Source organism: Pseudogracilibacillus amylolyticus (SeqCode) (assembly GCF_051918545.1).
Taxonomy (GTDB): domain Bacteria; phylum Bacillota; class Bacilli; order Bacillales; family Amphibacillaceae; genus Pseudogracilibacillus.
Genome location: NZ_JBPPZG010000108.1, coordinates 1 through 13797 on the forward strand (window position 1 = coordinate 1; position 13797 = coordinate 13797).

Genomic DNA, 13797 nt, shown 5'->3' on the forward strand with positions numbered 1-13797 from the left:
TAAACAAGTTTTTCAAGAAATTAATGATGCATTAAGTAGAGATCCAAAGTATGCGGAAGGGGTTAATGCTGTTTATCAATTTAATTTAACGGATGAAGACCCTGGAATATATCAACTGATATTAAAAAATGATCATCGTTCAACCGCTGAAGGAGAAAAAGAAAAAGCGGATTGCACGCTCCATATGAAGGCAGACGATTTTGTACAAATGGCGGAAGGTAAATTAAATGGAACACAAGCTTTTATGAGTGGAAAATTAAAAATTAAAGGAAATATGGGGCTAGCTTTGAAACTGCAAAGTATTTTGGCAACTTATAATAAAGAGAAAAGTAAGTAAGGGGGTTACTAATGATCTCATTTGAGCCAACGGACGAAGAAAAAGCTTTTACAGAGGTGGCATACAAACTTGGAAGGGAAGATATACGACGTTCTGCACGTGAAAATGAGCAAAAAGGTTTTGTCCAACATGAATTGATCGATCAGGTAAACCAATTAGGGTTTTTAACAATGGAGGAACCAGATAGTTTAGGCGGGATGCAATTACCACTTATTTCACAAGTACAGATTTTAGAAGCATTATGTTACGGAGATTTAGGAATAGTTCAAGGCTTTCCAGGATTAGGGGATGGTGCATCAGTACTTCGCGTTATAGGTGATCGACAGATACATGAAGAGCAACGAAATTTCGTTAAAGAAAAAAGTTGTACAATCGCCTTTATTGAGGAAGCTGCAGAAGAAATGGCACAAAGTCGCTTAAAATTAACGAAAACAAGTAATGCCTACATGCTGCATGGAAAATCGAAACCAGTAAGGTTAGGGAAGATAGCGACTCATCTAATAATCGGTATCAAAGATGACACCGGAGACACCACGCTCTTTTGGTTAGATAAAAGCCATAACAAATGGGAAGTTGAAACATGTGATAATCGTTTAGGTTTACGAGAAGCACAGATTGCTAGAATATCTTTTGATGAAGTAAGTTTTTCAGAAAATCAAGTCATCGCAATAGGGAATAATGCAGAAAACATTTTAAAGCAAGCGAACACTAGAATTTATATATTACAAGCGGCAAAGCAGCTGGGACTCATGCAAGCCGCATTAGATTATGCAACAGAATATACAGCGGAACGAAAGGCATTTCAGCAACCGATCGCCAAATTTCAAGGGGTATCTTTTCGAATTGCCAAAATGGTGACGGAAGTAAAAATGCTAAAAAGTCTTGTATGGCAAGCGGCAAAAGCTACAGATGACGGTCATTCAAATGCAGAAGGCTATGCATTAAGCACTATGGTTGCCGCACATAAGGGGGTCCATTTTGTAACTGATTCTGCTGTACAATTGTTAGGCGGCCATGGGTATGTACAAGAATATCCTGTGGAGAAATGGATGAGAGATGCACAAGCCCAAGTAATATTATATGGAAGAGAAAGAGAATTCCTAACACGTCGTGGTGACCAAATTCTAGTAGAGACTGAGAAAAAGGTGATGTCATGATATCGTTTGAATTATCTGAACAGCAACAGCAAATTAAAGAAATGACCCATTGGTTTGCAGAAAACGAAATCCGACCCATTTCTTTAGAGGCAGATAGACTCGGCTATGTGCCTGAAATTTGGTTAGAAAAAGTAAACCAGTTCGGAATTCAACTTAATACCTCATCCATTAGTAATAGTAAAAATGAGAGCGCTAACAAAAAAGGAGAACGCGAAGGGAATCGAATGGCAGTCATCGCAACCGAAGAGCTTGCTTGGGGTGACCCAGCAATTGCTTTATCGTTACCTGGTGCAGGACTTGGGGGCCCTCCTATTCAAAGTAGTGGAACAAAAGAACAAAAAGAAAGGTTTTTGACGATCTTTAAAAATGACAAACCAAGATGGGGCGCATATGCACTGACAGAACCAGAAGCAGGTTCTGACGCTTCCAATATTCAAACAATAGCTACAAAAGTGGATGGCGGTTATCTAATTAACGGCCAGAAGATCTTTATCACAAATGGAGGGCGTGCTTCGTGGGTTGTCGTATTTGCAACAGTTGACCCTTCGTTAGGAAGAGCAGGACAAAGAGCTTTTGTCGTTGAAAAGGGCACACCTGGTTTTACGTGTTCTCGTTTGGTTGAAAAAATGGGATTACGAGCTAATGAAACTGCAGAGTTATTATTTGAAGACTGCTTTGTACCAATTGACAACTTACTTGGCGGTGAAGAACTGTATGAAAAGAAAAATTCTAAACGGTCTGGTTTTCAAACGGCGATGCAAACTTTTGATTCAACAAGACCAATTGTAGCATCGATGGCGATAGGGATTGCGAGGGCGGCCTATGAATATACGTTAGAAATTGTACAACAAAGTTTTCCGTTAAGTGGTAAATATCACCAAATGGCAGCTGAAATGTTTGCCGAAATGGAAGGCATGATTAATGCAGCCCGTTTACTTACGTGGGAGGCAGCGTGGAAAGCAGATCAAGGTATTCCGAATGCGAAGGAAGCCGCCATATGTAAAGCAGTTGCTGGAAAAATGGCACTTGATGTTTGTTCTAAAAGTTTAGAATTATTAGGTCCTATAGGGTTAGAAGGTCATATTGTAGAAAAATTATTTCGTGATGTGAAAGTGTTTGATTTATTTGAAGGGACAAATGAAATTCAGCATCTAGTCATTGCAAGACGTCAATATGAACCATATGGAATTAGAGTTTAGGAGGTAATAGAAATGATTTATGAGCTCATCCAATTGAAACATCATTCAAAAGGAGTGACTTGGATAATTATTGATAACCCTCCTGTTAATGCAATAGGAGAACAACTGATGCAAGAACTAGAAGCAGCTCTTGATGATTTAAATAGTAATCCATCAGTTCGGGTCATTGTAGTAACTTCCAACCATCCAAAAATCTTTCTAGCAGGTGCGGATTTAAAAGGGATGATGACTACAACAGGTGAAATGGATGGTGAAGATGATCCGATCGCACGACAAAGCGCAAGAATGCAGGCCTGTTTTCATAAATTCGCCGAGATTCCCAAACCGGTTATTGCCGCAATTAATGGTTATGCATTAGGTGGTGGATGTGAATTAGCTTTAGCTTGTGATTTCCGAATCATGAGTGGCGGAAAAATTGGATTGACTGAACTGTCTTTAGGGATCATTCCTGGTGCAGGTGGAACACAGCGAATGACTCATATTCTAGGCAGAGCAAGAGCAATGGAATTAATTTTTACTGCCAAAAAATTGACTGCCGAAGAAGCGTATGAAATTGGTTTAATTACGCAAGTTGCCGAAGACTTAGAAAAAGAAACGACCATGTTTGCTGAACGATTGGCAGAAGGAGCGATTCATTCGATGGGACTTGCGAAACAAGCGATCAACGCAGCTGAAAAACCAATAGAGGAAGGATTGAATTTTGAAGCAAAGGCATTTTCAAAAGCATTCACAACAGAAGAACCTGGTATAGGATTACTGGCATTTTTTCAAAAAGAAAAGGCCCAATTTTATCCGAATACATAATTTCAGTATTTAAAAAAGGTGGGATTATAAATGTCTTCTTGGAACAACTTACTAGAAGGAAAAGTTGCCCTCGTAACAGGTGCTTCACGAGGGATCGGACGTGCAGACGCACTCGCGTTAGCAGAAGCAGGGGCAGATGTTGTCGTCACTGACATTTTATTGGAATCGGATGAAAAGAGTGAAGAAGAAGCTGAGAGATTTGGACCAATGGCACAAGTGATGCAAAGTACAAATGTCATGTATGCAAACAAAACGGAGAAACAGATTACAGATATGGGAAGAAGAGCCATGGCAGTAAAAATGGATGTTACGAATCAAGAGCAAGTAGAGGATGTTGTTCAACGCGTTGTAGATGAGTTTGGAAAAATAGATATTTTAATTAATAATGCTGGTACGCTTGATCATGTCTCGCAACTAGAGTATCAAAATGATGAATTTTGGGAGCGAGATTTACGTGTTAATTTAACAGGTGCTTATCATTGTACGAAAGCTGTTTGGCCACATATGAAAGCTCAAAAACGTGGATCTATTATAAATATGTCCTCTGTAGCAGGTACGTTAGGTGGATTTGGGCAAGCAAGTTATGCAACAACAAAAGGTGGATTATTAAGCTTTACCAAGAGCATGGCATTGGAAGGGGCAAGGCATAACATAAATGTAAATGCTATTGTTCCCGGAATTATTGATACGGAAGCGTTTAATCTTGGCAATCCTGAAATGAACGAGCGTATGATTAATCGAACTGCATTTAAAAGACCGGGAAAACCAGAAGATATCGCCAATGCAATTACATTTTTGGTCTCTGATAAAGCAAATTATATTACTGGTGTCGAATTAAATGTATCAGGAGGGATTGAACTATTCACCTTTTAGGAGGGAGGATTCAATAGTGAGTGAGGTTGTAATTGTTGATGCAATAAGAACGGCAATAGGCAAAAAAGAAGGAGCATTATCTAACATCCATCCTGTTGATTTACTTGTTCCTATTTTACAGCAATTAGTGGACAGAAATAATATTTCAGAAAGGGATATTGAAGATGTAGTAACAGGATGTGCAACGATGACTGATGAACAGGGAGGAAATATTGGAAGGCTTGCAACACTTGCTGCTGGTTTCCCAGTAGAGGTTCCGGCGTATTCGATTAATCGCTTATGTGGTTCAAGTCAACAAGCGATTCACAATGCTTGTCAAGCAATACTTGCAAATGATGCGACTATTGTTATTGCGTGTGGAGTTGAAAGCATGTCACGTATTCCGATGGGAAGTGATATCGGGAGTTTCAGCGACACATTAATGAATGAACATACAATTGTTCCCCAAGGGTTCTCAGCAGAAATGATCGCTAGTGAATGGGATTTAACAAGGAATGAATTGGATGAATATGCGTATCTAAGTCATCAAAGAGCAATTGAGGCAATTGATGAAGGATATTTCGAAAGGGAAATTATACCTATTGTTATAGAGGGAGATAGACAGTTTTTAACCGATGAAGGTGTCCGAAGAGAGACAACAATTGAAAAACTTCATCAATTGAATGCTTCTTTCCAACCAGAATCGGGTGTTGTAACTGCTGGAAATTCTAGTCAAATAAGCGATGGTGCTGCAGGTCTATTTCTCATGTCACACAAAAAAGCTAGAGAGCTATCAATAAAACCAAGAGCACGAATCATTGCAAGAGCAGTCGTAGGAGCAGATCCAGTAATAAATTTAATGGGAGTAATACCGGCGACCAAAAAAGTGTTACAAAAAGCTGGTTTAACAATGGAACAAATGGATGTCATCGAAATCAATGAAGCTTTTGCATCCGTTGTAAAGGCATGGGAAAAGGAATTCAAACCAGATATGGATAAAGTAAACTCCCGGGGAGGAGCAATTGCATTAGGTCATCCTTTAGGAGCAAGTGGTGCACGCATTGCGACTACATTACTTCATACTTTAGAAGACATGGAAGGTAGGTTTGGATTGCAAGTGATGTGTATCGGATTTGGGATGGCAACAGCAACAATTATCGAACGGTTATAATCATTAGAGTTTTGTAAATGGAGAGGTGTTCAATGAAACCAAATAATATATTGGAAATGCTTCATCGAACAGTAGAACGCTTTCATAATAAAGATGCATTTATTTGGAAGGAAAATGGGAATTATGAACGGATAACATATGGTGTGTTTTGGGAAAAAATTCATCATTTTGCATCTGGATTATTGCATATCGGTATTAAGAAAGACGATAAAGTGGCAATTATTTCAAATAGTAATCCAATGTGGGGGATTTCAGATTTTGCTATAGCCAGTATTGGAGCAGTCAGTGTTCCAATATATCCGACGATACCTACTGAACAAGTAGAGTATATTTTAAACAATACAGATGTAACAACAGCCATTGTGGAAGACGAAGAACAGGTAGAAAAGTTGACGAATGGGAATTATGAACTAAACAATATCATCATTATGTATCCTGGAGAAGATTTTTATCCTTCTGACAGTTATTATGCCTTTTCCATGGTAGAAAGTTTAGGAAAAGATCATTCCATCAATAGTTGGGAAAAAAACTGGTCGCATTTCGATCGAGAAGATTTACTTACGATCATTAATACTTCCGGCACAACAGGTAAACCAAAAGGGGCGATGTTAACACATGGTAATATACTAGCAAATATTGAAGGCGTTCAGTTTTGGTTAGTAGAATTATTGCCGGAAGATGTCACACTTTCTTATTTACCAATCTCACATGTTTTTGAACGGTTGGCAGGTCATTTTTTACCTTTATCAGTTGGGACTACAATTGGTTATGCAGAAAGTATCGCAACTATACCACAAAATCTACAAGAAATTCGTCCAACAGTTTTCACAAGTGTCCCACGATTATTTGAAAAAGTATATACTCAAGTTCAAGAAGAGATTAAGAATAGTTCTGCTCTAAAAAGAAAAATTTTTAATTGGGCGGTAGCAGTGGGGGAAGAAAAGTATGAATATTATCTCAATGCAAGCGTGGATCAATTCATGGCTCAAAATTATTTACCGAAAAAATTTTACCGCAAATGGAAACGAGCAGATAAGCTAGTCTTTCAAAAAATTAAAGAACAACTAGGTGGTCGAATTCGTGGATTAGTATCAGGTGGTGGCACGTTAAATCCAGAGATAGCCAAATTTTTTTGGGCTCTCGATATTCCAATACTAGAAGGGTATGGTTTAACAGAGACATCTCCTATTATTACAGCAAATCCAATGATTCGAGGTAAAGTAGGAACAGTAGGGAAAGTTTTGCCAAACTTAGAGGTAAGAATTGCCGCTGATGGCGAAGTACTAGTACGGGGACCAAGTATTACAAAAGGATATTATAATAATCCCGAGGAAACGAAAGAATCATTTGAAGGTGATTGGTTTAAAACGGGGGATGTTGGTGAATTGGATTCAGATGGTTATCTGAAGATTATCGATCGTAAAAAAAGGATACTTGTCTTATCTACTGGTATGAACGTTGCCCCTCAGCCAATTGAAAATGCAATAAATGAAAGTGCTTACATCAGTCAATCTCTCGTTATTGGGGAAAACAGAAAGTATGTCATCTGTTTAGTAAATCCCGAATATGAAAATCTTATTCCTTGGGCAAAGCAAAATGGAATTACAGCGTCGACCAAAGAAGAAATAAGTCAGCACCCAAAAGTAAAGCAAATGTTGGAAAAAGAAGTGATGAAATTAACGAGGAAATTTACTAATTATGCACAACCAAAAAAGGTGATTGTCATAGGAGAAGAGTGGACAATTGATGGTGGAGAACTAACTCCGAAATTGTCGCTTAAAACAACCGTTATCGAAAAGAAATATAAAACATTGATTGAAAATATGTATAGTGAGGAGAAAAAGCAGGAAAGGGAGGTAGGATGATCGTTCGTCTGCGCAATAGTGAAGGAAATCTTAAAAGGAAAAGGAGGGGCTTAAAGCCTCTCTTCCTTATGAATTTTTTTAACATGCTTTTAAAATTCAACCTCGGCTTAACTCTTTTTTTGTTTATTCTTCAGATGACTCCTTTTCGTATGGCACGAGCAACTGCTTCTGTACGATTTTTTGCTTCCATTTTTTGCATGATGGCGGTTATATAATCACGGACTGTATACTCACTTAAATGAAGTTTATCTGCTGCCCCTGTCGTTGATTCTCCTTCCGCCATCAATTCTAATACTTCTATTTCTCTAGGTGAGAAATGAAGTGTTTTATTTAATGAATGTAAACTCGTATGAAATTTTCCAAGCACTTCTCCAGCACTTTGACCAAACTTAATCAGTGCTGTATACGTATTCTGAGATATTGTAAATTCTGTCTTCGCTCCTTGGTCTAAGATTGCAGCTCCAATTAGTTGATTATTTGATGGTGTAAAAATTGGTGCGACAACTAAAGATTTTAATTGGAATTGATCAATATATTGTTTTGGAAATCCATCCCTTGCATCAGCAATATAAAGAGGTTGCAAATATTTCATACCATTTCCGAATAATCGTAAAAGTTCAAGGCCATTATTAATAAGCGGTAAATTTTTAATATTTTCAGTGATGTCTCGAATAGCATCACGGTCGTGACGATGGCCGGATAAACCAAACCCTATTTCATCATTGGATGAATATGAAAATAATCCACAACGTTCAAAAGGTAAATAATTTACAAATCCCTCCGTTATTATATCAACTGCATCATTAAAGGTTCGTGCGCGAATAATTGATTCATTAAACATGATTACTGAATCTTTCCATTGTTGCTCTTGGCGCGTTATTTTCAATGTTGATTTTCCGCTTTGAAAAAGTTGTAAAGCATATGTAATTAACGGAAGAACATGTTCCGTTTGTTCTTTTTTTGTACAGAACAAAAGTGTCATATTTTCGAAAGGAATTGGCAAAATCATTTTCTTATTTGATCGAGCAATATGTTCCATCAATAACTCAATCATTGCATAAATGGAATCAGCTTCCATTGGGACATTCGTTGGGAGTGATCTCTGTTTTTTACTGAACCAACGATTGACTAAAAGTGTCTCATCTTTTGTGGTGATAACAGCAATCCATTCAATTGGAAGTTGATGTGATTTTACAAGATGTTGCAGAAAGGCATCAATGGAAAATGGATCTACTGATTTACTTGAAAGAATATATTCGTTAATTTTATTAAAAACATATTGAATAGATTGATAGTCGGTATGAGTATACGTCGTTTTTAAATTTATAGCTCGATGGATAGAACTTTCTAGTAATGAAATGATAAATTGGCTCAAATGATTTTCACCAATTTCTTCATTCCACGTATTTTTTAAATTAACTAATAGAGATTCTTGGTCATGATCCGATTGAAACAGTATGCGTGAAAATATGTTAATTGATTTCTTGGTAATGATCGCAGATTTTTTCCCAGACTTTTTAAAGTAATTATACATTTGCTCCCATTCATTGCTTATTGATTCTTCGTACTCTTTGACCAATTTTAAACCCTTATGAAATAAAGTATGCATATGAAGTTCTAAAGATAAGGACATTCGAGTAATCTCCCTTCAATTCGTAAAAGAATACTAGTAGCAATATTGACAATGTTGCTATCTGATAGACATCGTGAAATCTGTAAACGTATTTTCCCCCCTTTACATACTTAAATATCTCATGAATTAATTTGTAATCTTCAGAATCATATAAAAGTAGGGATCCACCTAGAAAAATTGTCTAAAAATACGATATTTTTCGGAATTGGTACTTAAATGTAAAAGATTTAAAGTAAAGACAAGCAAGAAAATCTGTAGTATAACGGATGATTCCTTAGTTTAACTGTTATAGTACTATAAATATAGCAAAAATTGTAAGGGTTTTCAAGGTCGTTTCGTCCTACAGATTATAGAACAATAGGAGGAGTGATGGGAATCGGTTGAAATGGATCTCGTTTTTGGCAGATAAGAAACCAACAGGGCTAGCCTTGAGCGAGCCACCATCTATGATGAAAAAAATAGGTTTGTTTTCATACAAAAGTGTAAAACTTTCTTGACTCGCTCACTTGCTAAAAGCTCGGGAGTCCTGGGACTGGGACTGCGCTTACTCGTCCCATCGAAGAGCATTTGCTCTTTCGTTCGTCCCGCCGTAAAGATTTGTCTCAGGCGTAAGTCACTAGCACGTCAATCACTCGTAAGTGCAACTTTAGTTATCACCAAGGCTTAGCGAGAAGTCAAGTTTTCTAATTTTTTAATGGGGGAGGAGATTTTCATTAATAAATTATTTTTGAAGTTTTTTGTAATGATGTCTGTTGTAACATTAATGTTTTTGTACAATGGAGGCACTAAAACAGTTGGTGCGGCGAATGCTACTGGAACATACAATTATGTTTGTGTTGCAAGCACTTCTATTGCTGGTGATATTGAAATAAATATGGAGGTTAATCCAAATATATCAATTACTAATTCAGTAGAGCCAAATGGAGAAATTGCTCTAGAAGATATATTAGCAAATATTAAAATTGATTTAACGGGGAGTTTAAATGATCTTAGAGGCTTAATCAATCCGTTTAATGGACATGTTAACCATTTCAATATTACAGCAAATGGTCAATCAGTAAACGTTGTTGGTGACAACGGAGTACCAATTCCTGAAACACCGCATGGTTCCGGGGATAGCCATATTCCATTTACAGTAGCAGGTATAGATTCCAAGTTTACTGCAGGGGAAGAGGATACCGAGATTCATGTAGGAGAAATTGAGGCAGTGATCAATGCGAAACTTGGTCCTCTTCCTATTAATTTAACTGTTGATTGCGCGCCACCAAGTGAAACATTACTAGCAACAGTATCTGTAAAGGAAGCTGATGAAGTTGCACCGGTAATTACGTTACATGGTGATAACCCAATGGAATTAGAAGTTGGTGAAGATTATGTAGAGCCCGGTGCAATAGCTGAAGATGATGTCGATGGTGATGTGACCGATTCTATTGTAATTAGTGGAGAAGTTAATACAGATGTACCAGGAAAATATGAAGTAGTCTATACTGTTTCAGATACAGCCGGTAATGAAGCAAAAGAGGTTAGAATAGTTAATGTTGTTGATAAGACAGCGCCGGTAATCACTTTACATGGTGATAATCCAATGGAATTAAAGGTTGGAGAGGAGTATATCGAGCCCGGTGCTACAGCTAAAGATAATGTTGATGGAGATGTAACAGACTCTATTAAGATTAGTGGTGATGTAAATACGGAAGAGCCAGGTGAATACGAAGTAGTTTATACTGTTTCGGATGCGGCCGGTAATGAAGCAGCGGTGACAAGAATTGTACATGTTGTTGAAACAGAGGAACCCGGAGATGGAGATAATGGTGAAGATCCCGTTGAAGAAGCGCTCAAAGCTGTAAATGACGCAAATAGTGTTGAGTCGCTTTGGGATGCTCTAGAAAACGAAGCGCTCGGTATAAACCTTATAGCGGTCAAAGATTACAACACATACAGGAAAACAAAGTTGGCCGAAAGAATATTAGAAAAACGTACAGCGGCGGGGGAAGAAGGATTTGCTACAGTTGATGCTGTTCAAACGGCAGTGAATCACTCAAATTTTGAGTTGTTTCTCAATCCGTTTCGACCGAAAGATCCTGTTGAACCAGCGTTTAATGCTGTGAATAATGCTGAAAGTGTTGAAGAGATGCAAGCAGCCTTGGAAAATGAAAATCTTGGTCTTAATCTTGATGATTACAATGCTTTATCTGCAGACAAGAAAGCAGAAGTAGTAGCACTGGTGCTAGACAATCGTCCTGAAGGTAAGGAAGGTTATCCTCTTCCAAAAGATATTCAAGCTGCTTTAAATCAAGCAGTGGGTGAAGTTAACGCTGAAGAACCGGAAGAACCAGAAGAACCAGAAAAACCGGGTGGTAATTGGTTTACAGGAGAGGGAGCTCCTCAACCAAACCAAGGCAAAATAGGTGATCTTTATTTAGATACAGATACATTTGATATCTATAAGAAAACTGACGAAGATTGGCAATTAATCGGTAACTTGAAAGGTGAAGACGGACAAGATGGTCAGGATGGGGAAGATGGTCAAGACGGTATAGGCGGTGCGACTTGGTTGGTAGGTGAAGGATCACCAGGTGTAGATGTTGGCAATAACGGTGACTTGTACCTAGATACAGTTTCTGGTGATATTTATGTGAAAACTCAAGAAGGTTGGGAACAGGTCGGAAACTTACAAGGACCTCCAGGCAAAGACGGTGAAGACGGCAAAGACGGCGCAGATGGCAAAGACGGCGCAGATGGCAAAGACGGCGCAGATGGCAAAGACGGCGCAGATGGCAAAGACGGCGCAGATGGTAAAGGCGGAGCAGATGGTAAAGACGGCGCAGATAGTAAAGACGGCGCAGATGGCAAAGACGGCGCAGATGGCAAAGACGGCGCAGATGGTAAAGACGGCGCAGACGGCAAAGACGGTGAAGACGGTAAAGACGGAGCAGATGGTAAAGACGGCGCAGATGGTAAAGACGGTGCAGACGGTAAGAGCAATGGTGATGATAAGAACACAAAGATTGGAAACAAAGGGGATGTTCCAACAGGAAGTTCTAAAGACGGATCTTCAGGTAGTGGATCAATCCTACCGAAAACAGCTACTAGCAATCCATTACTTCTTACTCTAGGTGTTATTCTACTACTTGTTGGTGGAACAATAGCATTTATGCGAAAGAAGATAAGAAGTTAGGCTGTAATAAATCATGACGTTTAAAGGTTTAGCTACCGGCTCTAGCTGATTAACAAGCGGTGAAAACGACTGGACAAAGTTTTCACTGCTTTTCTTTTTTAAAAAAATATATTTGGATTTTAACTGTGGATAACTTGCTTTAATGAAAACTGTCTAACCTGAACGTATAGACATATTAGTGTCGATTTTGCAATTATATTAAAGATAGTTCAATCCTAGGATTATTATGCTCCTAGCTAGTAAGGAGGTTATTGTTTTTACAATGAAATTTTAAAACTAAATGTAGCACTATTAATAAATGAACGTAGGGAAATAAAAATTCAAATCCATATAAAAGTAGGGAGAAAAGAAAATATATTGCTTCAATACACTAGTTTTTTAGGAATTGGTAGGAATAGACAAAACATATAAAGTAATAAACAAGCGGTTCTATAGACTGATTTGTTTTACTTTGGCATTTACGTCACGCTTAGTAAAAGCGCACTCATGGAAAAGTGATGTTTACAGAAAGGAGTGTTAAAAAAGGTTTTTTAAAAAAGTATTAAAAGTTGAGGAGGAGCTAAAATTAGAAAAAAATTAAAAAAAGTAATTGTATTTATGTCAATTCTTGTCATGGCATTTTTTTATCAGGCAACATGGAAAAGTGTTAGTGCTGCAGAAGTGACCAAATCATTTGATTATACGTGTATTGCCAATACTTCCATTGCGGGGAAAATAGATATTGACATGAAAGTTACACCTAAAATATCGATCCCCGAATCAGTAGAACCAAATAAAGAGTTTCAATTAAAAAATATTGTGACAGATATTGCTATTGATCTTACAGGAAACTTAGATGCACTTAGAGGTTTAATTAATCCATTTAATGGACATGTTAATCACTTTAATATGGAAGCTAATGGGCAAACCGTAAATGTTGTCGGCAGTAGTGGAGTGAAAATTCCAGAAACACCACACAATGCTGGAGATAATCACGTTCCTTTTAAAGTATCGGGTGTTAACTCTAGCTTTACAGCGGGAGCAGAAGATATAAATATAAATGTTGGAGAAATTGAAGCAGTTATAAATGCAAAACTAGGAGCTATGCCTGTAGATTTAGAAGTAATTTGTACTCCAGATAATGATACACTTCTTGCTACAGTTACTGTAGAAGAATCTACGGAACCAGGGGATGGCGACAATGGCCAAGGCGGTGACGACGGCCAAGGCGGCGACGATGGTCAAGGCGGTGACGATGGCCAAGGCGGCGACGATGGCCAAGGCGGTGACGACGGCCAAGGTGGTGACGACGGCCAAGGTGGTGACGACGGCCAAGGTGGCGACAATGGCCAAGGCGGTGATGATGGTCAAGGTGGCGACAATGGCCAAGGCGGTGATGATGGTCAAGGTGGCGACGATGGTCAAGGCGGTGATGATGGTCAAGGTGGCGACGACGGTCAAGGTGGTGACGATGGTCAAGGCGGTGACGACGGCCAAGGTGGCGACGATGGCCAAGGCGGTGACAATGGCCTAGGTGGGAATGATGACCAAGGCAAAAAAGGCGATAAAAATGGTAAGGGTATTGTTTCAAAAGGAACAGATAAAGGAACTACAAGTGGTGG

Annotated in this window: 10 protein-coding genes; 9 read left to right on the forward strand and 1 reads right to left on the reverse strand. The window is 38.4% G+C overall.

Annotated elements, in window-relative coordinates:
• The 7 genes from ACPYKA_RS12515 to ACPYKA_RS12545 form a co-directional block, all read left to right on the forward strand.
• On the forward strand, positions 1-337 hold a 337-nt coding region (locus tag ACPYKA_RS12515; protein WP_479542597.1), incomplete at its 5' end, for an SCP2 sterol-binding domain-containing protein.
• A gap of 11 nt (positions 338-348) precedes the next feature.
• Positions 349-1494: an acyl-CoA dehydrogenase family protein gene (locus ACPYKA_RS12520; RefSeq protein ID WP_479542598.1), complete on the forward strand. Its 1146-nt coding sequence runs from the start codon at positions 349-351 to the stop codon at positions 1492-1494.
• Entirely contained in the window at positions 1491-2693 is a 1203-nt protein-coding gene (locus ACPYKA_RS12525) for an acyl-CoA dehydrogenase family protein (protein WP_479542599.1), read from the forward strand. The genes ACPYKA_RS12520 and ACPYKA_RS12525 overlap by 4 nt, the downstream gene beginning before the upstream one ends.
• Positions 2694-2705: 12 nt before the next feature.
• A complete protein-coding gene (locus ACPYKA_RS12530; RefSeq protein ID WP_479542600.1) occupies positions 2706-3497 on the forward strand; it encodes an enoyl-CoA hydratase/isomerase family protein in 792 nt (263 codons plus the stop codon).
• Between the two features lie 30 nt (positions 3498-3527).
• Positions 3528-4370, forward strand: coding sequence for an SDR family NAD(P)-dependent oxidoreductase (locus ACPYKA_RS12535; protein WP_479542601.1), 843 nt, complete (start codon positions 3528-3530; stop codon positions 4368-4370).
• Positions 4371-4386: 16 nt separating this feature from the next.
• Positions 4387-5520 (forward strand): thiolase family protein, encoded by a 1134-nt coding sequence (locus ACPYKA_RS12540; protein WP_479542602.1) that lies wholly within the window; start codon positions 4387-4389, stop codon positions 5518-5520.
• A 32-nt stretch (positions 5521-5552) separates the two neighbouring features.
• Positions 5553-7385 (forward strand): AMP-dependent synthetase/ligase, encoded by a 1833-nt coding sequence (locus ACPYKA_RS12545; protein ID WP_479542603.1) that lies wholly within the window; start codon positions 5553-5555, stop codon positions 7383-7385.
• A gap of 130 nt (positions 7386-7515) precedes the next feature.
• On the opposite strand, the gene ACPYKA_RS12550 is transcribed toward ACPYKA_RS12545, so the two are convergent.
• Positions 7516-9018: a LuxR C-terminal-related transcriptional regulator gene (locus ACPYKA_RS12550; RefSeq protein WP_479542604.1), complete on the reverse strand. Its 1503-nt coding sequence runs from the start codon at positions 9016-9018 to the stop codon at positions 7516-7518.
• Positions 9019-9760: 742 nt separating this feature from the next.
• Between ACPYKA_RS12550 and ACPYKA_RS12555 the strand changes: the two genes are divergently transcribed.
• On the forward strand, positions 9761-12196 hold the full coding sequence (locus ACPYKA_RS12555; RefSeq protein ID WP_479542605.1) for an immunoglobulin-like domain-containing protein: 2436 nt from the start codon (positions 9761-9763) through the stop codon (positions 12194-12196).
• A 597-nt stretch (positions 12197-12793) separates the two neighbouring features.
• Positions 12794-13797 (forward strand): hypothetical protein (locus ACPYKA_RS12560; protein WP_479542606.1); only part of this gene is annotated, 1004 nt, incomplete at its 3' end.